Annotated in this window: 19 protein-coding genes; 11 read left to right on the forward strand and 8 right to left on the reverse strand. The window is 45.9% G+C overall.

All coding sequences use genetic code 11. The features are described 5' to 3' along the window. The first annotated feature begins 14 nt into the window (after nt 1-14). From FFM73_RS03825 to FFM73_RS03840, 4 genes are all read left to right on the forward strand, one after another. Nucleotides 15-1085 (forward strand): carbamoyl phosphate synthase small subunit, encoded by a 1071-nt coding sequence (locus tag FFM73_RS03825; RefSeq protein ID WP_137630464.1) that lies wholly within the window; start codon nt 15-17, stop codon nt 1083-1085. Beyond that, complete coding sequence (gene carB / locus FFM73_RS03830; protein WP_137630465.1) at nt 1078-4152, forward strand: carbamoyl-phosphate synthase large subunit; 3075 nt, start codon at nt 1078-1080, stop codon at nt 4150-4152. Before FFM73_RS03825 ends, carB begins: the two co-directional genes overlap by 8 nt. Nucleotides 4153-4350: 198 nt before the next feature. Then, nucleotides 4351-4980 (forward strand): BglG family transcription antiterminator, encoded by a 630-nt coding sequence (locus FFM73_RS03835; protein WP_137630466.1) that lies wholly within the window; start codon nt 4351-4353, stop codon nt 4978-4980. Between the two features lie 113 nt (nt 4981-5093). Then, nucleotides 5094-5579: a GNAT family N-acetyltransferase gene (locus FFM73_RS03840; RefSeq protein WP_137630467.1), complete on the forward strand. Its 486-nt coding sequence runs from the start codon at nt 5094-5096 to the stop codon at nt 5577-5579. A 57-nt stretch (nt 5580-5636) separates the two neighbouring features. Here FFM73_RS03840 and FFM73_RS03845 read toward each other — a convergent pair whose 3' ends face one another. Then, entirely contained in the window at nt 5637-6248 is a 612-nt protein-coding gene (locus FFM73_RS03845; RefSeq protein WP_137630468.1) for a histidine phosphatase family protein, read from the reverse strand. Nucleotides 6249-6681: 433 nt separating this feature from the next. Between FFM73_RS03845 and serC the strand changes: the two genes are divergently transcribed. The 4 genes from serC to FFM73_RS03865 all read left to right on the forward strand — a co-directional run bounded on the left by serC (nt 6682) and on the right by FFM73_RS03865 (nt 13266). Next, nucleotides 6682-7758 (forward strand): 3-phosphoserine/phosphohydroxythreonine transaminase, encoded by a 1077-nt coding sequence (gene serC, locus FFM73_RS03850; RefSeq protein ID WP_137630469.1) that lies wholly within the window; start codon nt 6682-6684, stop codon nt 7756-7758. Between the two features lie 11 nt (nt 7759-7769). Continuing rightward, nucleotides 7770-8933 (forward strand): phosphoglycerate dehydrogenase, encoded by a 1164-nt coding sequence (locus FFM73_RS03855; protein WP_137630470.1) that lies wholly within the window; start codon nt 7770-7772, stop codon nt 8931-8933. A 747-nt stretch (nt 8934-9680) separates the two neighbouring features. Continuing rightward, complete coding sequence (locus tag FFM73_RS03860; protein WP_137630471.1) at nt 9681-11204, forward strand: BglG family transcription antiterminator; 1524 nt, start codon at nt 9681-9683, stop codon at nt 11202-11204. Continuing rightward, nucleotides 11176-13266: a hypothetical protein gene (locus FFM73_RS03865; protein WP_137630472.1), complete on the forward strand. Its 2091-nt coding sequence runs from the start codon at nt 11176-11178 to the stop codon at nt 13264-13266. Before FFM73_RS03860 ends, FFM73_RS03865 begins: the two co-directional genes overlap by 29 nt. A 157-nt stretch (nt 13267-13423) precedes the next feature. Here FFM73_RS03865 and FFM73_RS03870 read toward each other — a convergent pair whose 3' ends face one another. The 6 genes from FFM73_RS03870 to FFM73_RS03895 all read right to left on the reverse strand — a co-directional run bounded on the left by FFM73_RS03870 (nt 13424) and on the right by FFM73_RS03895 (nt 18942). Continuing rightward, nucleotides 13424-13906 (reverse strand): hypothetical protein, encoded by a 483-nt coding sequence (locus tag FFM73_RS03870; protein WP_137630473.1) that lies wholly within the window; start codon nt 13904-13906, stop codon nt 13424-13426. Then, nucleotides 13884-14210, reverse strand: a complete 327-nt coding sequence (locus FFM73_RS03875) for a hypothetical protein (protein ID WP_137630474.1) — start codon at nt 14208-14210, stop codon at nt 13884-13886. Before FFM73_RS03875 ends, FFM73_RS03870 begins: the two co-directional genes overlap by 23 nt. Nucleotides 14211-14419: 209 nt before the next feature. After that, the gene (locus tag FFM73_RS03880; protein WP_137630475.1) at nt 14420-15169 is read right to left on the reverse strand and encodes an alpha/beta hydrolase; all 750 of its coding nucleotides are present in this window, start codon (nt 15167-15169) and stop codon (nt 14420-14422) included. Between the two features lie 97 nt (nt 15170-15266). Further along, the gene (locus FFM73_RS03885; protein WP_171001193.1) at nt 15267-16265 is read right to left on the reverse strand and encodes a D-2-hydroxyacid dehydrogenase; all 999 of its coding nucleotides are present in this window, start codon (nt 16263-16265) and stop codon (nt 15267-15269) included. Nucleotides 16266-16292: 27 nt separating this feature from the next. After that, entirely contained in the window at nt 16293-17462 is a 1170-nt protein-coding gene (locus FFM73_RS03890; protein WP_137630477.1) for an aminotransferase class I/II-fold pyridoxal phosphate-dependent enzyme, read from the reverse strand. 571 nt (nt 17463-18033) lie between these two features. Further along, entirely contained in the window at nt 18034-18942 is a 909-nt protein-coding gene (locus FFM73_RS03895; RefSeq protein ID WP_137630478.1) for a GH25 family lysozyme, read from the reverse strand. Nucleotides 18943-19510: 568 nt separating this feature from the next. Here FFM73_RS03895 and FFM73_RS03900 point away from each other — a divergent pair. Then, nucleotides 19511-20485, forward strand: a complete 975-nt coding sequence (locus tag FFM73_RS03900) for a ring-cleaving dioxygenase (RefSeq protein ID WP_137630479.1) — start codon at nt 19511-19513, stop codon at nt 20483-20485. Further along, nucleotides 20478-21089, forward strand: coding sequence for an alpha/beta hydrolase (locus tag FFM73_RS03905; RefSeq protein ID WP_137630480.1), 612 nt, complete (start codon nt 20478-20480; stop codon nt 21087-21089). Before FFM73_RS03900 ends, FFM73_RS03905 begins: the two co-directional genes overlap by 8 nt. 65 nt (nt 21090-21154) lie before the next feature. On the opposite strand, the gene FFM73_RS03910 is transcribed toward FFM73_RS03905, so the two are convergent. Further along, on the reverse strand, nt 21155-22348 hold the full coding sequence (locus FFM73_RS03910; protein WP_137630481.1) for an acetate/propionate family kinase: 1194 nt from the start codon (nt 22346-22348) through the stop codon (nt 21155-21157). 172 nt (nt 22349-22520) lie between these two features. On the opposite strand from FFM73_RS03910, the gene FFM73_RS03915 reads away from it, so the two are divergent. Beyond that, a complete protein-coding gene (locus tag FFM73_RS03915) occupies nt 22521-23399 on the forward strand; it encodes a matrixin family metalloprotease (protein ID WP_137630482.1) in 879 nt (292 codons plus the stop codon). Nucleotides 23400-23406 lie beyond the last annotated feature (7 nt).

Consider the following 23406-nt stretch of genomic DNA (forward strand, 5'->3'; position numbering starts at 1 on the left):
GGAGGTTATCAGACATGAAAAAATATTTAACGCTAGAAAACGGAGATCAATTTGTTGGTACTGCCGTTGGCGACTTAACGAAAGAAATTAAGGGTGAACTCGTTTTCACCACCAGTATGGTCGGTTACCAAGAAACCTTAACTGATCCTTCGTACACGAATCAGATCATCACCTTTACCTACCCATTAATCGGTAACTATGGCCTTTCGCTGCACGCGAATCAGTCGCCATCGGTTGCCGCATCAGCCGTTGTTATGCAAGAAATTGCGACGACGGTTTTTCATTATCAAAGTGTCATGACACTAGACGAATTTTTGAAGAAATCTGGTGTGCCAGGCATTGCCGGTATCGACACCCGTGAATTAACGAAGATCATTCGAACCCACGGGACAATGAAGGCCAGCCTCACTAATCAACCACTGGCAAAGAGCAGTTTTAACCAGGCCAAGTCAGTGGATATGATCGTTAAGTCCGCCACTTTCGCCCACTCAACGGACGAAGATCCGGACCACGTTGTCCTGGTTGATTTTGGGGTAAAAGCCAACATTGTTAAATCACTGGAAAACTTCGGTGCTAACGTCACGGTGGTCACGCCGGAAGCTAATTTTGATACCATCGCCGCTTTACATCCCGATGGCATCCTGCTCTCCAATGGCCCAGGTGATCCGGAAGACTATTCAGACTTCCTGCCGGTTATCAGACAGTTGCAAGACCACTACCCGCTATTCGGGATTTGTTTAGGCCATCAGCTGTTAGCCCTGGCCAACGGTGCCCGGACTTATAAAATGGTCTTTGGCCACCGGGGTATCAACCACCCCGTCAAGAACCTATTGACCAATGAAGTGGTGATCACCTCGCAAAACCACGGTTACGCCGTGGACATTGATTCAGTATCTGATACACCCCTTGAAGTTACCGCCATTGAGATCAATGACAAAACCTGCGAAGGGCTTCGCTATCCTGGAAAACCGGTCTTTTCAGTCCAGTATCATCCAGAGGCCGCACCGGGGCCCCACGAAGCGACGCGCTTATTCAGCAAGTTTATTGACCTTATGAAGACGAACGGGGGAGTACAGCATGCCTAAAAGAACAGATTTAAATAAAATTGTGATTATCGGCTCAGGTCCAATCGTTATCGGCCAAGCTGCGGAATTCGATTACGCCGGCAGCCAAGCCTGCTTAAGCTTAAAAGAAGAAGGTTACGAAACCGTTCTGATCAATTCCAATCCAGCCACGATCATGACTGACGATGAAATTGCGGATAAGGTTTACTTGGAACCTTTGACCTTAGATTCCGTCACCGCTATTTTAAAAAAGGAAAGACCAGATGCCATCTTACCGACCCTAGGTGGTCAAACCGGACTTAACCTCGCCGTTGAGTTGGCTAAAAAGGGAACTTTAGCCGATCTTGGTATTGAGTTACTGGGGACTAACCTCCACACGATCAATCAAGCTGAAGACCGGGAAGCCTTTAAGGACCTGATGAAAGAACTCAAGCAGCCGATCCCGTCTTCGAAGACGGTTTATGACCTCCAAACCGGGTTAGACTTCGCCAATGAGATCGGTTATCCGGTCATCATCCGGCCAGCCTATACCCTTGGCGGTACTGGCGGTGGCTTCGCCCATAACGATACAGAAATGCGGACGGTGCTCAATCGGGGTCTAACGATGTCACCGGAAACCGAGTGTCTAGTTGAAAAGTCGATTGCCGGGTATAAAGAAATTGAATTTGAAGTCATGCGCGACCACAATGGTTCTTCGATCATTGTAGCTGGCATGGAAAACTTCGATCCAGTGGGCGTTCATACTGGCGATTCAGTAGTATTCACCCCAACGCAAACGCTGACCGACAAAGAGTATCAGCGCCTGCGTGATGCGTCATTGACAATCGTTGACGCCCTTAAAATCGAAGGTGGCTGCAACGTTCAATTAGCTCAGGACCCTTATAGTGAGCACTACGACGTCATCGAAGTTAATCCACGGGTCAGCCGTTCTTCGGCACTGGCCTCAAAAGCCACCGGTTACCCAATTGCTAAAATTGCCGCTAAGATCGCCGTGGGTCTTAACCTCGACGAAATCATCAACCCAATTACTCAAACCACTTACGCCATGTTTGAACCGGCTTTGGACTACGTAGTTGCTAAGATTCCCCGCTTTGCCTTTGACAAGTTTTACCATGCTGACCGGAAATTAGGCACGCAAATGAAGGCCACCGGTGAAGTCATGGCCATTGGCAGCAACATTGAGGAATCTCTGTTAAAAGCCGTTCAATCACTGGAACTGGATACCCAAATGCAGGCTACTCTGTTACCAGATGATGCCAAGGGTAAATCCTTGGATGAGCTATTAGACAAGATCAAAACACCAACGGATACCCGCCTATTTGAGATCTTTGCTGCCATCACCAAGGGTGCAACCATCGAGCAGCTCCACGATGCTACCAAGATTGATGAATTCTTCTTATCAAAAATGATCAATATCATCGCGATGCAAAAGGAACTAACGACTGGCATGTTAACTGCTGAAACGGTTCTTAAAGCACAAAAGCTAGGCTTTGATGACAAGATGATCAAGACGGTCACCAACGTTTCCGACCAGGAGTTAGCCAAGCTGCACAGTATGGCTGATCAGCACCTCGTCTACAAAATGGTGGATACCTGCGCGGCCGAATTTGAAAGCTTCACCCCCTACTTCTATAGTACGGTGGGCACTGAAAACGAAAGCAAGCCACTGGGGAACAGCGTCATCGTCCTTGGTGCTGGTCCCATTCGGATCGGCCAAGGGGTTGAATTTGATTACACCACTGTTCACTCGGTTAAAGCCCTGCAGGCTGCCGGCTACAACGCAATCATCATCAACAATAATCCCGAGACGGTTTCCACCGATTTCTCAATTTCTGATAAACTGTACTTCGAACCGCTCACCATTGATTCGGTAATGAACATCATTAATTTGGAAAAGCCACTGGGCGTGATCGTTCAATTCGGTGGTCAAACGGCTATTAATCTAACCCAGCAGTTAACGGATCATGGCGTTAAGATTCTGGGAACCAACATGACTGGCATTGAACAAACTGAAAACCGGCACGACTTTGAAAACCTACTGATCGATCAAGGCATTGCACATCCAGCTGGTGATACCGCTACTGATATTCCAGACGCCCATGCAATCGCCAATAAGCTCAGTTATCCTGTCTTAGTTCGGCCAAGCTTTGTTTTAGGCGGTAAGGGAATGGCCATCGTGCATGATCAGTCTGAACTCGATGACTACCTGATTCCAGCCCTCAAGCACAGCCACGGCGAACCGATTTTAATCGATAAGTACATCAAGGGTACCGAATGTGAAGTCGATATTCTAAGTGACGGTAAGCAAGTCTTTATTCCAGGCATCATGGAACACTTGGAAGGTGCCGGTGTGCACTCCGGTGATTCAATCGCCATGTACCCGCCGCAGACATTGACTGATTCACAGAAGGCTAAGATCATTCAAATCGCCACTAAGATCGGTAAATCAGTTCACTGCATCGGCATGATGAACATCCAGTTCATCACTGCCGACCAGATCTACGTCATCGAAGTGAACCCCCGGGCTTCACGGACCGTGCCGTTCATGAGTAAGATCACGCATATGCACCTTGCCCAATTAGCCACTCAGCTGATCATCGGCAAGTCGCTGGCCGACATTAATCTGCAGCCAGGACTGTATCCGGAACCAGATAGTGTTTACGTTAAAGCACCGGTCTTCTCCTTCGCCAAATTACCGGGTGCCCCAACGGCACTCAGTCCAGAAATGAAGTCTACCGGTGAAGATCTCGGTCATGGTAAGACACTGGCCGAAGCGCTGCACAAAGCGTTCTTCGATAGCTATCATTTCGATAGTGATACTACTGGCCCAATTCTGGTTACCCCACATGATGCTGAGAACACCGACCTCATGGCAGCCCTAGACGCTGGCGGTTATCCGCACCAGGTCTATCAACTGGATCAAAAATGGCCGAAGGACCTGGCTTTCGTCCTCGCTACTGAAGATGAAAGTGACGTTGCCAAGCAACTGACAGCCAAGGCTCTAAGCCATCAAGTGACTCTGTTTACAGCTTCGGATACCGTTGCTGCCTTAGTGAAACACGTATCTAGTGCCAAGCAAGCTGGTTAAGCTTTAAACTATTATCAAAAACACCTTCAGCAAACACTTGCTGAAGGTGTTTTTGTGCGTTCAGGAGATTTAAAAGTAAGTAGCCAGCGTTTCACTGAAACCGCTTACTTTCTAATTGACACTGACTCTTTAACCTGCGATGATTAAGTTGTAAACGTTTAGAATTGTAACCAATGCTCATCTAGGGAGGGATTGACAATGATTAAAGATCAAGATCCGCAAACCATAAAAAGACGCACTCATCTAACACTTTTATTAATTGTTCACGCACCGAAACACGTTCCGTTAACCGAACTGGCAACCACACTGGGTGCTGAAAGCGACACCGTTCGGCACGATTTAAACTGGGTTTCAGACTTTTTAGCACACTATAACTTAGTCGTGGATCTCTCTGTTGATCAGCAAGTCGCCGTTTACGGCCAGGAGAATTATTTATTCCGCGCCGCCTTAGACCTCTTAAAGACACTCTCAAAACCCAATCAACTGGTCACTAGTTTCCCAATTACAGATCAAAAATTAGAGACGCAATTAAAAGACCAGCTAGCAGCACTAGTAAAAACTACCCCGTTAGATAGCACGGCACAGCAGTCGATCTACGATTATCTGTGGACGTTAGCGATGCGGTACCGTTATGGCGTCGTCAATCGGCTAGGATTAGCCGAACTCTTTACGCCGGGTCAGTTGGCTTTAATTGCCAATGAAAAAGTGATTCATCCGTGGTCACAGCAAACGGTTGAAATCATCGAAAACGACCTGCCAGCTAAAAATGATCTGCCACTAGCGGAAGAGTATCTCTTAACGATGCGGGTCTGGCTTTACGCTAACTAACAACTATTAACTATCCCTACGTTTCGGTCAACCTGATCGAGGTGTTTTCTTTTGCTGTCACTCCGGCTATAATGAAACCACTGTTTTGATTTTAAAATTCCCGGAGGCAACTTATGCTTACATTTCAACCCGCTAAACCCAATCAACTTGATGCCATTATGACCATTGAGAACCAGGGCTTCACCCCTGACGAGGCCGCTACTAAGCCCAGTATGGCCGAACGGATCGACCGTATTAGTGACACTTTTATTGTCGCTTCACAAGATCAGCAGGTCTTAGGTTACGTGGTTGGTCCCGCCTCAGATGAACGTTACCTCAGCGATAATCTGTATGATCATCTAACAGCCAATAATCCAGCTGATCGTTACCAGACCGTTTTAAGTTTGGCAGTAGCAAAAGACGCCCGTGACCAACACATCGGCAGTCAGTTACTCGCTGAATTAGCCAAGGTCGCCCGTGCACAAAACCGCACGACCATCACCCTCACCTGTCTCAAAAAATTAGTGCCGTTTTACGAACGTAACGGTTACGTCAACGAAGGCGTTTCGGACTCCGCCCACGCTGGCGAGACTTGGTATAACATGGTCAAAACACTCTAATACACAAATAACCGGCTAATTAGTCAATTGAGACTAGTCAGCCGGTTATTTTTAGTTTTAGTACAACCGGTTATAAAACCACATATAGTACCGACCATCGATCAGACTAATTTTAGTGACACTGGTATTGTCTGGTTCCGGCAACGTCATAGGATCTTGGGGCTGCAGGGCTGCTAAAGCCGCCGCCTTAACCGTAAACCCATGCGTCACCACGATGTACTTACCGTCCTTAGCTTGACTGGCATAGTCCGTCATAAAGTCGGTAACTCGCTGGACCACGTGCTCAAACGTTTCTCCATCAGTCGCATACTTGGTATAATTTGGTAAAACATCGTTCAAAACGGGATCAAAAACATCCGCATACTGCGCTTGCAGCTCCCGATTCTTTAAGCCGTCCCATTTGCCATAGGAAATTTCCAGCAACCGTGAATCGGTCTTAGTAGGTAACGCTGCCGTGGCGTTCAAAATGGCTGCCGTGTCCTGCGTCCGTTGCAATGGACTGACGATCAATCGATCAGCGAACTGAATGTCGAAGTGGTCGTGTAAATGCTGCGCCTGTTTTTTCCCGGTCTCATTTAGCAGCGTGATATCCGAGATCATCGTTCCCTGCTTCAATCCCAGCGCATTCCCCTCAGTCTGACCGTGGCGAATAAAATAAAATTCAGTCATGCAGTTTGCCTCATTTCTTGATGTTTGATAGTTAATAATCGTTGCTTTTATAGTATCAATTTTCCTCATACAATTCCAATTTAAAATTATTTTGACAGGCCTTAAAGTTTTCCCTTATATGATATAAACCGTTTTCATCACCAGAATATAGCCCATCAGTTATCAAATTGACGTTGACAATTATCACCGCGTCTGTTAAATTCTAATTAAAGAAATGGAGGCCACTGATATGAACAAGCAACAAAACATGCAAACAGTATCATCCTCCTGGTCTACAGTCACACCTGTGTAGACCGCTTTAATGTATCCTAATTGGTCTCCCACAGATGAAGTTTAAAATTCAACTGTGAGGCCACTATACCTGTAATCAATCACCCTCACAGTGCCTACTGTGAGGATTTTTTAATTTCTAAATTATTTGGAGGAATATCTCATGACAGTTTATAATTTTGCCGCTGGTCCAGCCACCTTACCAGACCAAGTCATCACCCAAATTCAAGACGAACTCCCATCTCTACGGGGAACCGGAATGAGCATTATGGAAATCTCTCACCGTTCCGCCCTGTTTGATGACATCATCAACACCGCCCAACAGGATCTTCGTGATCTCATGAGTATTCCCGATGATTATGAAGTCCTGTTCTTCCAGGGTGGCGGTACCGGTCAGTTCGCTGCTGTCCCCATGAATTTAGCCACTAAGCATCACCGAATTGCCTTACTGGACAGTGGCCACTGGGCCGCTAAAGCCGGCGCAGAAGCCAAAAATCTAGGCTATCAAGTAGATACGCTGGCGTCAACTAAGGCCACCCATTATGACCGGCTGCCAGCGCGTACCTCAACTTTACCAACCGATACCTACGATTATTTGCACATCTGTACCAATAACACCATTGAAGGCACCGCGTACCACGATTTGCCGCAGACTAACGGCACACCGCTAGTTGGTGATATGTCTTCTAACATCATGGCCCAGCACTATAACGTTAGCGACTTCGACCTTATTTTCGCCGGGGTTCAAAAGAACTTGGGTCCTGCCGGCGTCACGCTGGTTATCGTGAAAAAATCACTGATCAAAAAAGTGGACCATATTCCAAGCGTGTTTAACTATCAGCTGTTCGCCAAAAAGAACTCTATGCCAAACACCCCACCCGTCTTTAACATCTACGCCACTGGTTTAACGTTAAAGTGGTTAAAAAAGATCGGCGGTATTGAAGCTATGGAGGCTTTAAACAAGAAAAAATCCAGCTTGCTGTACGACTTTTTGGATCAGTCAAAACTATTCAACAACCCAGTCAAGCACGTTGATCGGTCACTGACCAATGTACCGTTTATGACTGGCGATTCGAAAATTGATCAAGCAGCCATCGATGACCTGACAGCACATGGTTTATTGAATCTCAAGGGCCATCGCAGCGTTGGCGGTCTGCGTGCCAGCCTCTACAACGCCATGCCATTTGAAGGCGTTCAGGCGCTGGTCAATGAACTGTATCACTTCGAAAAGAACTTATAGGAGGTATCACTATGTATCAAGTTAAAACGTACAACGCAATTGTGCAGGCGGGCTTTGACCGGTTTACCGATCAATACCAGATCAATCAGACCGATGATGCCGATGCTTACCTGATCCGATCAGTAAACCTTCACGAGCAGGAACTGCCCCAAAACTTAAAGGTCATCGTTCGCGCGGGGGCCGGGTTCAACAACGTGCCCATCGATAAGGCAACAGCCAACGGCACCGCTGTTTTCACCACTCCCGGCAGTAACGCCAACGCGGTCAAGGAACTGATGGTGGCCATGCTGATCGCCGCTTCACGGAACTTATTTGCTGCCGCTGATTACGCTGCTCATAATAGCGGTGCTGATATCTCCAAGCGGACTGAACATGACAAGACCAAATTCAACGGCCAGGAACTGTTAGGCAAAACGTTGGCCGTCATTGGGGTTGGCCACGTCGGCTCGTTAGTTGCCAATGCTGCCAGTCAGCTGGGCATGAAAGTTATTGCCTACGACCCGTACTTGTCATCGGATGCCGCATGGCGAATTTCAACCGACATTCATCGTGCCAAAACGTTAGCCACGGCGCTGAAGAAAGCCGACTACGTTACGATCCACGTGCCCAAAAATGAAGAAACCACCGGCATGATCGGTGCTAAAGCTTTTGCTGCCATGAAAGACGGCGTCACAGTCTTCAATTTTGCTCGTGGTGGTATCGTGAATAACACTGAGATGCTGAAAGCTTTAGATAGTGGCCATGCCAAGGGCTACTATACTGATTTTGGCAGCGATGAGATTCTTAATCGTAAAGATGTCATCATTACCCCCCACATTGGCGGTTCTACTGGTGAAGCCGAAACCAACGGTGCCGTTCAGGGTGCTGAAACCATCATGAACTACCTAGAAACCGGTAACGTGCAAAACAGCGTTAACCTGCCTAATTTGCAGGCACCGTTTGGCACTCCTTACCGCATCACCGTGATGCACCAAAACATTCCTAACATGGTCGGTCAAATTGCCACTATCCTGGCAAATGCCAACATTAACATTGAAAATATGAGCAACGCGGCGAAGGATAAAGTCGCCTACACCATTATTGATGTGAAGCATCTTCAAAAACAAGATACCAAAATTATCGACCAGTTAAACGCCATTCAGGCGGTTTACCGCGCCCGTTTGATTAGAAAATAAGGATTACTAATTAAAAAACTGTTCCTAAGATAATGATCTCGGGAACAGTTTTTTGATTGACCATAAATAAAAAACAGTCACGCTAAGATGACTGTTTTTTGCAAGTCCCACTAATTGGCTTTAGTAAAGGCTCATGCTGCTTATAAAAACTTTACTGTTGTCAGGGAACGCGAAGTAAAGCCTTGTAATGTGCGGTAATCATCATCACGATCCTTATATTCGCGATGATTCATTATCGTGGGTGTTGCTAGTGCTTAAATGATTCGTCGTCACCAAACACTTTTATCTATCGCTGCAGCCTATCGCAGTGCCCCCGCACTTCGACAGATACAACTTCATTACTGAACGTGTACCGTTAAGAGAAATTGCTGGCTCAGCAGTTAAAGCCAAATCAACATTCTCTCCAATATTGATCTGCTCTGTTGAAAATCGCTCCCAAAACCAATCATTTGTTCAATAACAATACATTAACTAAGTAATGTTTAACCCTTGTATTAAAATTTCTCAACTATTTCTAGACCTTTCAGCCGTGGAAAAACTTAATCAAGAGCACCTTTAATACAAAGAATATTATGGCTTGAAACCGCGGTAAATACAATACTTCACGCCTCCCACTTTTTTTTAGTTTTTTAAAAAAAGTGGCGAAATGAATTAAGTTGGAAAACTGTTTAATCATCGCAAAGGGACTATAATAAGGTATAATTTAGGGTGGAATAGTAATCGAGAAAAATGATTGGAATGTCTGCCATGGATTACACGTTTTTACTATCGAAAAATGATCACATCTGTTTCGATATTTTATCCCGTTTCACTCAACAAGCTGATCAAACTCTCAACAAAGAAGAGTTAGCTCAGTCATTATCGTTGACGACTTATCAATTGAATAAATACTTTGAAACCATGAATACCGATTTGGCTTCAATTGCCGAAGAGACCCCCTGTTATCTAGATGAACCGAATAAAGGGATGTGGCAAGCGTTTGGGCTGAATTCTTACTTACTGCAAAAAGTGACCTTGCTTTATTTGAACCGTGCACCGCTTTTTACGGCTTTGGAATACCAGTTCTTCTATAATAACTTGTACACTAAAAAAGAATACGTAACTGCTAATTATATGAGCAGCTCCGTCTTCTATCGATCATTGGATTCGCTAAATGACACCTTAACGAAACACAACTTCTTTCAAGCCAGCAGTTTGTATGCCAGTAAGGAGTTTACAATTCGGCTGCATTTATTTCAGCTTTACTATACGTTATATAATGGGGTGTCCGAACCGTTCGAACCGCTTAACCCGTTGGTTGACGATATGGTTAAAACGATTCAAACCGGTTTACCCGACGAATTGAACCCCACGCAGGAAACCAAATTATCAACTTTCCTGCGTATCTGGTTACTGCGGATGCTTGATTCTAATCCGATTGACACTGATCAACAGCTTCAGATCAAGCCAACAGCATCCAGTCAGGCGATGATGCAGCAGCTTCAAATTTTGCTAGCAGATCAGTTGAACCTCACCACAGAGGAATTCAATTACCTCTATAGTTTCTTAATTGCCCAAGGCTATCTCGGCTTTGACAAAATGCGTGAACTCGCCGCTAACATTCCAGCGGTTGATGAATTGACCGCTCAATTTATGGATGAGATGAAAAGCACTAACGTTTTGCTGACCACCCACCTAGTTGACGATCGTCAGCTAGAAGATAGTTTACTCAGTATTCATTTTCAGTTCACGACGTTTTACATTGAGCCCACGACGTTTATCAGCCCTGATCAAGTTCAGTTTTTTGCCGAACTCTACCCAGCATTTGACGTCGCTGTATCACATAGTATTACCAAGCTACAGCGCCGTGAGGACCTGCATTTGACTCAAAAAATGGCTGTTAACTTATACTTCAGCTATATGTTCGCATTGATCAATGCGGTCCCGGCCGAACTAATGCGCGATCAGGTCCACATTTGCGTTGACTTTTCTCAGGGCAATTTATATACCAATTATGTTATTCAATCGCTTAGTGCCTTCAACCACGCGCACATCATTATCGATGCCCACCTCACGGCCGATACCGACATTTACATCTCCGATTTTCATTCGAAGAAAGTCAGTCAGACCCAAGTGATCTGGCAAGATCCACCAACACCAGTTGACTGGTCGAACCTCGCGGATTTGATTCTAGACGCTAAACGCCAAAAATTACCAAGTTTATTTCCAAATCAAGATGCAACACAGAAAGGAAGTGGCGTAAATGAAATTCAGCAGGACAGCGAAAAATAAATGGCTAGCAGCCTGTCTTTTTTCAGTCACCGTATTAGCTGGCTTTCAGTTACAGCACGTGGATGCTCACGCCGAACAGCCACAACAGCAAACACAGAATACCGGCAACAGCGCACCCACTAACGGTTCAGTTTCTGGCGTAGTGACTGGTTCTTTTGGAAATCAACCAGGCCATACTGTGACGCTGCAATCTGCCAGTTCAACAGCCACTTCCACAGCAACGCAAACTGATACTAATCAACCAGCGCCATCACCTCAGGTTCCAACAGCACCTCAAACGCCGTCACCTGAAACACCAACAGTGCCTAATAATGGTACGGCAACGCCCAATTCAGGACCTACTTCACCGACTCAGGGAAATACCACTAATCAGCCTGCACAGACTTCTGAACCAGCGGGAACCACCGGAACTCCAACTTCAAATCAGGGTTCCACCACAAGTAACACTAATGATAGTCAGCTGGGGCAGTTAAAAGTTAACGCCATCGATGGTGTTACCAATACTAATATTGCTGGTGATACCTATACCGGTGAATATCAAGGAACTACGGGGTCACCAATTAAGGACAAGTCTGCCCTAGTCACTCCAATTCCAGGATATTCCTACGTTGGTAACGTTGATAAAGAGATTCCAGACAACTTTGTTAAAGATCCGCAAACTGCTAATTTAACCTATATGCCACTTTCACCAATCGTGGTTCATTACGTTGATACAGCGGATCCAAGCAACGTACTCTGGACATACTCACTGCCAACCAACATGGCAACCAAGGGGCAAGTTTACGATACAGACGATAGTCAGCTGCAATTTACTGGTTATATCTTTGACCATGATAGTGGTAATACCACGGGCAATATTGATCAGACGGTGAAATCACTCACCGATTCTAATCCGATCGTCGTCAATTACTACTACCGACCCGAATCAGGTCAAGCTGGAACTGTGAATACCACTAACTGGATCGTGACATCTGAAACTAATCCAATTGGTTTAACTGGTGAATACAGCTTCAGTCTCTACCTCAAACGCGATCAGTCAGCCCCGATTAAAGTCGGCAGTTATGACATTGGTCAGGCTGGATCAGGTCACACTACTGTTACGGGTAGTGGCTCAACGCTCACGACTGGTACCACCAATACAAGTGGCTCAAATAACAGCGGTACCTCAACGACCACTTCAACCACTACTTTAATTACTACTGAAACAACGGATACTACTGTTGGGACAACGGGTAACACCGTGACAACAACGGTAACTGGTAATGCCAGTTCACTTACTACGCCGATCTTAACGCCGCTCAGTCCAGTTTCAGCACCAACTGCAACGGTCAATATTGTGACTGAAACCGGCAAACCGCTTAGTCAGCTTACTGTCAGTGGCAAGTTAGGTGCCAATGTTCGCACGCAGATCCAGCAACGACTTAACGGTCTGCGCCAAAATGGCTACGTGATTTTAAGCAATGACGTTAAGGGCAATACAACTTTGAATCAGACTAATCCGGTCATGACCATCAAAGTCAGTCACCCTGATCGTCAAGCTAATCCGTTCAAACACAATACTATGCCGATTGTCGCTCAACTTGGTAATGCTTCTCAATCAGTAAACGCTGCTGCTAAATCAGCAAACGTTACTGCTCAGTCAATGAAGAGTCTTTTCCAAACTGCTGCTCAAGCTTCAAGCACAACTAACACAGTCACTGATCATCAAAATGCAACGAATCAGACTTCGATCGATCAACTTTCAAACGGTCAGAGTTCAAACGATCAAGCCACGCAAAGTTCGACTAATCAAAATTCTGATAGCAGTAACAGCAATAGTGGTCAAACTGATCAGAATATGAACCAGCAAAACCAAAAGATTACTCAAAATACTGCTACCAGCCAAGCCACTTCAAAAGACGCCGAAGGGAATAGCCAGGTGCACCGTGATGCGGTGGCCAATAACGGTCAGTCATTCGGGCATGCTGCTGCTAATAACGGCAGTGGCGGTCACTCAGTTTCTGGGTTGGCTGCTTACTTCATTAGTCTTTCTGGAAAAATCAATCTTGGCTCAAGAGGATAGTCATAAACGATTCATTTCTGAAAATCCATCTGAAATGAATCATTTTGTAGTTTGCTTTTTTAACCGCATAAATAATAATAACCATAAAAAACTGATTACTAATCGAGAATTCGATTGGTAATCAGTTTTTTATTATCTATTCACAATTGTTATTGATTCACTTAACACTTTGAACCAGCGCTTCACCTAAATTATTTTCAACGGCTTCTTGACGTGCTGTCACCGCCTCATTGAACGTGTCGAAGCTACGGTTCAATACGTACTGCCCACGGATCATTAGCCGGGCGATCCAGTGCTGTGACCGTTTATCAAAGGAGACGCCGGCAACGCCCGACTTGTTGGTCTTGCGTTTTTTCATAATAGCAACCACACTGGCACCATTGACTTGCTGCAGATTGTTGACGTCCCCACGATTAGCAATCAGCTGCTCGTTGGTCCGCATAGCCTCCCTGCCACGTTCGCGCCGAATACAGCCACAGCTTCGCGTATTCCCCTTACGTAATAAGTAGCCATCAACAACGACTTCTTGGCCACAATCGCACTGACATTGCCACAAGGCATTGCCATTCTTAGCTTTCCCTGCAAAACCGATCACGGTCAATCGGCCGAACCGTTGATTAATTAAATTGATGCGCTTCATTTGAATCCCCCACTTGTTGTGCTGACGTCATCTTCGTCAGTTTAGTCTCTGATTTTAATGCTGATTTTTTGACCCGCGGATGCCGAGCACGAAAGCGATCAAGTCCAAATAGTCCCAATAGGCAAATCAGTAGCCCAACGCCAATAAAAACGGCTTCGGTCAAATCCTGACGATTAACTTTGCTCAAAAAATGGCTAGTAGCTGCGTACGCTAATTGCGGAAATTGATCTATTTCCAAAAGAACTGCCGCTGTGACCACGCCACAAAGAGATCCCAATTTAACTAAATGATGTTGTGCTTTCATTTCACTCGGCCTCCTTCTAAAAAGATGTACATCTAAGTATTAGTATCAGCCTGAAACCGCTTAAATTCAACGCTTTTCGGCCGTTTCTGTCTGCCACTTTTTTTAAAAAAATTAAAAAAAAAGATAATCCAACCGGGTCAGCAAAACAAGCCTGATTCTCAGTCAAAAAACAGCTGAAAATCAGGCTTGTTAGCTTACTCTAGATACTTCTAAATTGGCATATTCTTTTCAAGGAAGCGACTAATATCAGCCGTCAACTGACGTCCCTGGGGGCTGAAGGTCATGACGTGGGGCGCGTTTGGATAGTGTTTGAGCGTCACCTGAGCCGTTGCATCCAAATAATCAGCCAACCGCTGACCAATGTCGCGTTCAAGTAGCTCATCCGCATCCGCTTGGGCAATAAAAACCGGCTTCGTTAACCCAGCCAGCTCATCATGAATGGGTTTAGTGTACGTGCCAATGCTGGCCAGCATAGCATTAATATGCTGGGTTAGATACTGCATTCTGGCCGTTACCTCACTAGCGGGTAACGCTAATTTTTGATACCACTGCCGGCATTCAGCCAAAAAGCGGTCAGCTACTCCGCTGGTATCTACCGAAAACAGCGGTGTATCAATGGTGCCACCGGTGATAACGTCGTTAAACTGAGTTAGGGCTTTCATGGCAAACAGCCCTCCTAGCGACTCCCCAAAAACGGCGATGTACTGGTGGCCATCAGTCCTTAACTGCTGAATGGCAGCAACCGTATCTTGCCACCACTGATCCGGATTGCCCGTTTTGAAGATCTGCTGCGGATCAGCCGTGCCGTGCCCCGTAAACATGGGACCTAACACGGTGTAACCCTGTTTCTGCAGACCGCGTCCCAGTGCCCGTACATCATTAGGCGTACCCGAAAACGTGTGCAGCAGTAATACGGCCGGTTCCCCAGCTTGAAAATAAAACGCTTGTGGCAGATCCATTTTAAACACCACCCTTAGTCTCTTTTGATAACTATTTTACAGCATTACAGATAAAAAATCGCACTGCAGACTTTCACAGCGCGATTCAAGTTTAAACTTATTCCGTTACTTGATGACGGCTGGTGCCACCATTTACGATGGTCAAAACGTCGTCTAAGGCGATTTCTACCATGTTAGCCACCGCAGCATCGGTATAGAACCCCACGTGAGGACTGACGCTGACGTTTGGCATCTTGAGTAACTTTTCCAATGGCGGATTATCTAACTGTTTGTTGGACCAGTCTTGACTAAAGATCTGGCTGTCACCTTCGATCGTATCGATCCCGGCACCGGCAATTTCACCGCTCTCCAGAGCATCTACCAGGTCATCGGCAACGACCACTGGACCACGGGAAGCGTTAATGAAGAACGCTGATGGCTTCATCATTTTAAAGACGTGCTTGTCGATCATGTGATGGGTTTCATCCGTTAATGGTGTGTGCATGGTCACAATATCGGCGGTCTTGTAGACCGTTTCGTGATCCGTATAGGTCAAGGTATCACCTAATTCTGGCCGGTGAATCGGGTCGGCAGCAATCACCGTAGAACCTAACGCTTTAAAAATCCGGGCAACAGCACTACCAATTTTACCAGCACCAATAATGCCGATCGTCAAATTATGAATTTCATTGGCTTCGATGCCATCCCAAGTAAAGTCATGATGGGCTTCACGAGCTTGTGCGATACCTAAATGCCGAACTAACCGCATTACGTGCGCCAGTACCAGTTCACTGACTGAACGTGGTGAATAAGCCGGCACGTTAGTTACAACCAAGTGATTTTTAGCAGCTTCTTTCAGATCAACAATTTCATAACCCGTGATCCGTAACGTCAGCTGCTTAATACCAAACTCATGCAGCTGCTGGTAAATTTTTGGTGAATCCACTGGAATATGCTGCTGAATCACGATACCATCATAGCCCTTAGCTAACCCGACCGTTTTTTCAGTTAACGGAACATCGTTAGTATCAACTTGGACATCGGGATGGGCCTTCATCCAATCCTTAACAGCAACTAACTCATCTTCACGTGCATGATATAACAAAAACTTCAACACAGGTTCCTTCTTCCTCGTTCATTTTAATTAATGTGCATCAACAAATTTTTGAATCCGTGACACAGCCTTCTTTAAATCTTCGGTGCTGGCCGCGTAACTAATGCGAACATAACCTTCACCACCGGCACCAAATGAAGCACCAGGAATAACGGCTACTTTAGCTTCCTTAGCTAACTCGTAACAAAAGGCAACGCTATCTTGATTCAGGTTGGCTGGAATCTTAGCGAACAAGTAGAACGCGCCTTTAGGACTAGCACATTCAAACCCAGCTTCCTTTAACCCAGCTAACAATAGATCACGGCGCTGCTGATAGATTTTCCGCATGGCAACCCCATCGTCTGGACCATTTTTGAAGGCTTCTTCCGCGGCAGCCTGCGCGTTAGCCGTGGCCGACGTAATGGCGAACTGGTGAACTTTACCAATTTCTGTAATCACGTCAACGGGCCCGCATACCAGACCAATCCGCCAGCCGGTCATGGCGTGTGACTTGGACACGCCGTTTAACAGGATAGTCTGCTCTGGCAATAGCTCACCCATGGAGACGTGACGTTCACCGTAAGTCAGTTCGGAATAAATTTCATCACTTAAAACAAAGATATCATACTGTTTTATGACATCCGCAATTGCCTGCAGATCTGACCGACTGTAAGTAACTCCGGTTGGGTTAGATGGGAAGTTCAAAACTACGGCCTTCACCGTGTCCTTGTTGGCTTCAATGGTTGCTTGTAATTTTTCAGGCGAGAGAATAAAACCATTATCGGAAGTATCTAGGAAAATGGGCTTAGCACCGTTCAGCAGTGTATCCGGAATGTACAGTGGAAAAATCGGTGTGGGGATAATAACCGTATCGCCAGGATTCAACATGGCAGTCAATGATGAAAAAATCCCCTCGGTAGCACCAGTCGTGACTAAAATCTGTGTTTCCGGATCGTAGGTCACGTTATATTTATCATGCAAGAATTTCGATGCTGCTTTACGGAGACCATCTGTCCCACGGGAATCCGTGTAATGGCTTTCGTTATTTTCAATACTACGGATAGCAGCCTGCTTCACATGATCAGGCGTATTGAAATCTGGTTCACCGATGGTCAATTTCACCATATCGGGAATCTGAGAAATTTCTTGGTTAAACTTCAAAATCGATGATGGCTGAATCTGCTTTAGTTCGTGTTTCATACTTTCTGACAATCGACTCATAGCACACACTCCTTATAATATAGATAAAAAGGCCCGTACAGTTTCTCACTGCACGGGTCTCAAGGTTTATCCCCACACAGTCAGAATCTGATCTGTGTGGTCTTTAGCATTCAATCACAAAATGCTTTTGGCTCTTCACAGATCAGTACTGGAAAAACCAAAAGTAATATCGACTATTCAGTTGAGCAATTCTAATCATTTGCATAATGATGCGCCTCTCAGAATAGATGTTAGTTTTATCATAGCATTTTAATGTAAGGTGCACAAATCAAGGTGCGGAGGCAGGCGGTTAGAGAGCGACGTGTAAGACAGTAATGGTGAAAATCCCGAACTTGGATTTTGGCCATTACTGTCTTACATATAGCTCTCTGCCTGCTGGAGCCCGATTAGGCTAAGATGCGAAGACAGGCGCTTAAAGAGCGTAGTGGAAGCCAACTAAGGCAAAAATCCTGGGCTTGGATTTATGCCTTAGTTGGCTTCCATGCAGCTCTTTGCCTGTCTGAGCTCAATTCGGCTATGTAAAATAAAAAAGCCACCGCCCAATCAGACGATGACTCTTAAATTCATAATTTTATTGAGCTTGCACATAACTCTTATTAGCAGTCATGTAACTACCGTCAGAAAGCTGGATCCGGTAAGTTCCACCATGTGAACGGGCAATTGATTTTGCAGTCACAATGGTATTGTATTTCAAACTACCAGTTTTACCAGTCAAATTAGCGGTCTTGTACTTACCAACGTTACGAGTGACCCGTAACTTCTGGCCGTTGGAAACTTTGGTAAAGTAGGTATCCTTAGGTGTATTAGTGTACCAGCTAGTCACCTTTGAATTATTGACTGTCCGACTTAAGTCAACGTGACCGCTGATTCCGGAGAGTGAACCGGTGCTGGAATATTGCCATAGATCAGTTGGTACATTTGGCTTCTGAGAATAGTTGGCGATCCAAGAACCGTTGAACTTTGAAGCGTTGATCTTATACTGACTCACATAACTTTGATATGAGTAGTAAACCAATGGCTTATTAGTTAATTTCCGCATGGTGCTGTACCAGGCGTTCACATAAGTCTGTTCCTTACCTTTAGCACCAGAGACCCGATGTTCGTTGTCCAATGCATAGAACTTCGCATTCTTATTGGATAAAGCGTAGAACTGACGTGCATCGTTCACAGCATCCGTAGAACTATTAAACTCAGTATAATCATATTGACCAAATGGGACGCCATACTTGTGAGCGCCATCAGCATTCACATCGCGCTTGGGATCGATGCGATAATCACGATCACCGGGGTTGCCATGCTTAACCCGAATAATCGTCATCCGCAGATCTTTAGAAGCTTTCGACCAGTTAATGTTCCCCTGATATTGCGAAACATCGGCAATCTTGGTCTTAGCAGCCAAGGCCGTTGTCCCGACAGTTAAAGCACTAACTAGTGCTAGTGAACCCGCAAAAATTTTCTTAAATAATGAATTAGTCTTCATACAATTCCCCTTAATCTAATTTATTAATTATTACTAGTGTAACGCACAAATAAAACAGAGTGAAAACATGAGAATTACAGTTCATTTACTGTTGTGTGACAAGGTGCTGAAGCAAGCGGTTAGAGAGCGGTGTGGAAGGCGAGTTAGGCAAAAATCCCGGGCTTGGATTTATGCCTAATTTGCCTTCCATGCAGCTCTCTGCTTGCTGAGGCCCGATTAGGATAAGGTGCGAAAGCAGGCGGTTAGGGAGCGACATGTAAGGCAACAATGGTGAAAATCCCGAACTTGGATTTTGGCCATTGTTGCCTTACATACAGCTCCCTGCCTGCTGCAGCCCGATTAGGCAAGGTGTGAAAGTGGGTGCTCAGAGAGCGTAGTGGAAGCCGACTAAGGCAAAAATCCCGAACTTGGATTTATGCCTTAGTTGGCTTCCATGAAGCTCTCTGCTCACTTGAACCCGATTAGGCTATATAACATTCCCCTACCCCAAGCCAACATCATTGTCCCCGACCCAATAATCTGTCATAATACGGTCAAAATTAAGCCTTACATTGGAGGAGGACTCATCATGGAAAATACTGATTTAATCGGCTTGCACCATATCACTGCAATCACCTCGAGTGCGCCCAAGATATTTCACTTCATGACAGAAGTATTGGGCCTTCATCTGATCAAAAAAACCGTTAATCAAGATGATGTCGCTACTTATCACCTTTATTTCACTGACGATATGGGCACCGCGGGCACCGACCTGACCTTCTTTGATTTTCCAGGAATTGGCAGTGGTCATTACGGTAAAAACAGTATTTCACGCATCGGTTTTCGGGTACCAAGCGATGCTGCGTTAGCTTATTGGGCCAAACGATTCGCACAATATGACGTTCAAACCGATGCCATTCAAGAACAATTTGGCGCTAAAATACTACCATTTTACGACTTTGACCAACAGCGCTATCAATTAGTTTCGGACGAACATAACGCCGGTCTTCCCGGTGGCACGCCTTATCGTCATAGTCCGGTGCCCAGTGAAATGGCCATTAGCGGCCTGGGTCCAACCGTGATTACCGTTTCGCAGCCTAATCAATTGGGTGACATTTTAACTAACCTAATGGGCTTCGACCAGCTGGCAACCCAGGGTGCACAAACACTGTATGAGCTTCATAATGGCGGTCACGGCGCGCAGGTGATCGTCGAAGGCAGTTTAATTTTACCAGATGGTATTCAAGGTTATGGCACGGTGCATCACATGGCTTTCCGTACGCCCGATACTGATAGCTTAAACTATTGGATTGAACGCATCCAGCAGACTGATCTCCATGACTCCGGCTTCGTGGAGCGCTTCTATTTCCAATCGGAATACTTCCGCGCAGCACCCGGCGTTTTATTTGAAATTGCTACCGATGGTCCTGGTTTCTTAGTCGATGAAACCTATGACGAAGCTGGTATTCATTTAGAATTACCGCCGTTTTTGGAAGCCCAGCGACCAGCAATTGAAGCCAATCTCGTACCGTTTAATTCTGGGGAGGAAATAAATCATGACTGAAGAAATTCACGCTGCCTTTTACCCAGGTAAACCAAATCTAGCCCCGATCCTCATGTTGCACGGAACTGGTGGCGATGAAAGTGATCTGCTACCCATTGCGACCTTTTTGTTCCCAGAACACCCTAAACTTGGCATCCGTGGCCGCATCAAGCAAAACGGCAGCAACCGCTATTTCATCCGCCGCGAAGACGGGACCTTTGACCTCGATAATTTAAACCAGGAAACTGACTGGCTGTTAACAGCAATTCAACAAGAAACGAAGCGTTACCGCTTAGACACCAACCAATTGATTGTCTTGGGCTTTTCTAACGGTGCCAATATCACTGCTTATGCCTGGCTGAATAGATCCGTCCCATTTAAAACGGCGGTCCTGCTACACCCGATGATGATCACGCCACCAGCACAGCCCGTTGATCTGACTGATTTCCGGGCATTTGCCACTTATGGTGACGTTGACCCCATCGTCCCCGAAGCCAACTTTGATCAGCTCATGCAGCAATTAACCGATGCACATGCCACGATTGAGAGTTTCAAAAATCACCAGTCGCACCGATTGACCCAAACGGAATTAATGGCCGCCCAGGCTTGGATCAAGAAATTATGAACTAAACCATAACAAAACGGCTTGCTACCAGTTTGATACTGATAGTAAGCCGTTTTTGCATGGTGTCATTTATCTTTATCCATCAACTGCTGCACCCCTCGCGCCATTGCCAATTCTTCATTGGTTGGAATCAGTAATATCTGAGCCCGGCTGTCTTCCGTCTGCAACGGACCGGTATCCCCTGCCTCATTTAATCCGGTGTCGATCTTGATACCCAGAATGCTCAGCCCATCGATAATCGCCTGCCGAATTGCCGGATCCTTTTCGCCAATACCACCCGCAAATACCAGCGCATCCGCGCCGCCAATTTCAGTGTAATAGGCCCCCACCAGTTTCACGACCTGGTTGGCAAACATTTCCAGCGCTAATTTAGCGCGCTTATTATGCTTAGCGGCTTCGTGCAGATCACGCATATCTGAAGAAACGCCCGAAACGCCCAGTAAACCGGACGAGACATTTAATTCTTGCAGAACCACTTCTGGTGTTTCCAGATCCAGCCGTTTCATTAAATACGGTACCAGCGTTGGGTCAACGTCGCCACTTCGAGTACCCATCATGACCCCCGTCACCGGTGTAAGTCCCATGGAAGTATCATAGGGCCGGCCATTTTTCACGGCGGTAATGGACGCGCCACTGCCTAAATGCATGGTGATCAGGTTCAGCTCACTTAACGGTTTGGCTAACATTTCCGCTGCTCGGTTAGCTAAATACTGGTGGGAAATTCCGTGTTCGCCATAGCGCCGAATTTGATACTTTTTGGTCCACTCATAGGGAATCCCGTAAATGGCCGTTTTCTCTGGTAACCCGTGAAAATACGCGCTGTCAAAAACCGCATACTGCGGCACTCCCGACAGTTTTTGCGCTAACAGTTCAATGCACTTCACTTCCAGCGGATTATGCAGCGGTGCCAGTTCGCTTAATTTTTCTAATTGGTCGATCCGGCTAGGGGTTAACTTAACGGTTCCCTTAAAGACTGTTCCGCCAGCTACTACTCGGTGTCCCACAGCTTCAACTTCGTCCAATGATTGCACACCGCCAACCGTGATCAAGCGCTTCAGTACCCGATCGATTGCCGTTATTTCATCTAAGGTTTCAACAACTTCTTTAGTTTTTTTGCCACCCACTTCAACTTTAACGATCGTGCCAGGCAGATTAAGCCGTTCAACTTGGCCTGAAGCGATGACGTGCTCAGCTGGCATGTTCACCAGTTGCCACTTTAAAGAGGAGCTTCCTGCGTTGATCAGCAGTATTTTTGTCATAGGTCAACACCTCCGTTTACCTTTATTTTACAGGAGATTATGGCCAATTAAGGTAAGTTCATAGAAAGGTCACACACCTTTCGAAAAAAGCGCATATTTATTGAGCAAGCGAAACTTATCTTATACAATACAATTTGATACAACTAATAGGGTTTTCGAGGGGGAATCTTTTTTGAAAAAAGGAAGTCTTTTTACTGTGGTCACCGCTTTAGTAACAGCCGTTGTCTTACCACTGACAACGCTGGCAACTACGGGGCAGGCTGCTACCTTAACACCTAGCGCTGCTGTTCTGAAACAAAATAAGCCTTACTACCGGACAAACGCTGGGCGCCTAGCTAGTCGCTACGGGTTAAATTACGCCTCACAAACAGCTTTAACGCGTAACGAAACCACTCGGGTCTACGTCGCCAGTAACGATGCTCAGGTCAAGAAAAGTGCCAAGTTAGCCATTTCATACTGGAACCAGAAACTCGGTCGCAAGGTTTTCATCACTGGCACTAGAAGCAATCACAACATGACGATTGGCATGACTGCTCGAAACACCAGTGCTGACGCTTGGTGGAAACCGGCACAGCACCAGATTGTTCTGGAACAGGCTGATTACAGTCAGCAGCTCACTTCGATCCGTAATAAGATGATCAACCAAAGTACGACAACGGCGGTCAACACCGCCAACAAACGGATCACCGCTTACGGTCACGCTATCGCTCACCGCGCTAACTTTGCCCATCAATATAATGCTTACCGGGCAACTCAAATCAATTCTGCACAAAAACAGATCAGTACTCAGAAACGTAATATCGTCAGCCAAAAGATCGATGTAAAGGCGAGAACCTTTAAGTACGCTAACATCATTGCTCACGAAATGGGCCATTCACTGGGACTCAAGCATTCAGCTAACGCCAAGGACGCCATGGCGGCTAATAGTTCCACACCCAATATCTATAACTACAGTAAAGTAAAGAGTAGTAAAAACGGCTTTAATACCTTAGACAAGACGGACGTGAACCGTGCCACATTAGCGTTGCGTGTACACGATGCCCGCTACTAACCAAAAG

This window comes from Secundilactobacillus hailunensis, from assembly GCF_005405185.1.
In the GTDB taxonomy this organism is placed as follows: Bacteria; Bacillota; Bacilli; order Lactobacillales; family Lactobacillaceae; genus Secundilactobacillus; species Secundilactobacillus hailunensis.

What these genes read in the sequence shown, in the direction of transcription:
- FFM73_RS03870 (WP_137630473.1), bottom strand. Translation starts at nt 13,906, where the DNA reads ATGAAGCGCATCAATTTAATTAATCAACGGTTCGGCCGATTGACCGTG.
- FFM73_RS03900 (WP_137630479.1), top strand. Translation starts at nt 19,511, where the DNA reads ATGGAAAATACTGATTTAATCGGCTTGCACCATATCACTGCAATCACC.
- FFM73_RS03865 (WP_137630472.1), top strand. Translation starts at nt 11,176, where the DNA reads ATGAAATTCAGCAGGACAGCGAAAAATAAATGGCTAGCAGCCTGTCTT.
- FFM73_RS03860 (WP_137630471.1), top strand. Translation starts at nt 9,681, where the DNA reads ATGGATTACACGTTTTTACTATCGAAAAATGATCACATCTGTTTCGAT.
- FFM73_RS03875 (WP_137630474.1), bottom strand. Translation starts at nt 14,210, where the DNA reads ATGAAAGCACAACATCATTTAGTTAAATTGGGATCTCTTTGTGGCGTG.
- FFM73_RS03845 (WP_137630468.1), bottom strand. Translation starts at nt 6,248, where the DNA reads ATGACTGAATTTTATTTTATTCGCCACGGTCAGACTGAGGGGAATGCG.
- FFM73_RS03840 (WP_137630467.1), top strand. Translation starts at nt 5,094, where the DNA reads ATGCTTACATTTCAACCCGCTAAACCCAATCAACTTGATGCCATTATG.
- carB (WP_137630465.1), top strand. Translation starts at nt 1,078, where the DNA reads ATGCCTAAAAGAACAGATTTAAATAAAATTGTGATTATCGGCTCAGGT.
- FFM73_RS03825 (WP_137630464.1), top strand. Translation starts at nt 15, where the DNA reads ATGAAAAAATATTTAACGCTAGAAAACGGAGATCAATTTGTTGGTACT.
- FFM73_RS03890 (WP_137630477.1), bottom strand. Translation starts at nt 17,462, where the DNA reads ATGAGTCGATTGTCAGAAAGTATGAAACACGAACTAAAGCAGATTCAG.
- FFM73_RS03880 (WP_137630475.1), bottom strand. Translation starts at nt 15,169, where the DNA reads ATGGATCTGCCACAAGCGTTTTATTTTCAAGCTGGGGAACCGGCCGTA.
- FFM73_RS03905 (WP_137630480.1), top strand. Translation starts at nt 20,478, where the DNA reads ATGACTGAAGAAATTCACGCTGCCTTTTACCCAGGTAAACCAAATCTA.
- FFM73_RS03895 (WP_137630478.1), bottom strand. Translation starts at nt 18,942, where the DNA reads ATGAAGACTAATTCATTATTTAAGAAAATTTTTGCGGGTTCACTAGCA.
- FFM73_RS03910 (WP_137630481.1), bottom strand. Translation starts at nt 22,348, where the DNA reads ATGACAAAAATACTGCTGATCAACGCAGGAAGCTCCTCTTTAAAGTGG.
- FFM73_RS03855 (WP_137630470.1), top strand. Translation starts at nt 7,770, where the DNA reads ATGTATCAAGTTAAAACGTACAACGCAATTGTGCAGGCGGGCTTTGAC.
- FFM73_RS03835 (WP_137630466.1), top strand. Translation starts at nt 4,351, where the DNA reads ATGATTAAAGATCAAGATCCGCAAACCATAAAAAGACGCACTCATCTA.
- serC (WP_137630469.1), top strand. Translation starts at nt 6,682, where the DNA reads ATGACAGTTTATAATTTTGCCGCTGGTCCAGCCACCTTACCAGACCAA.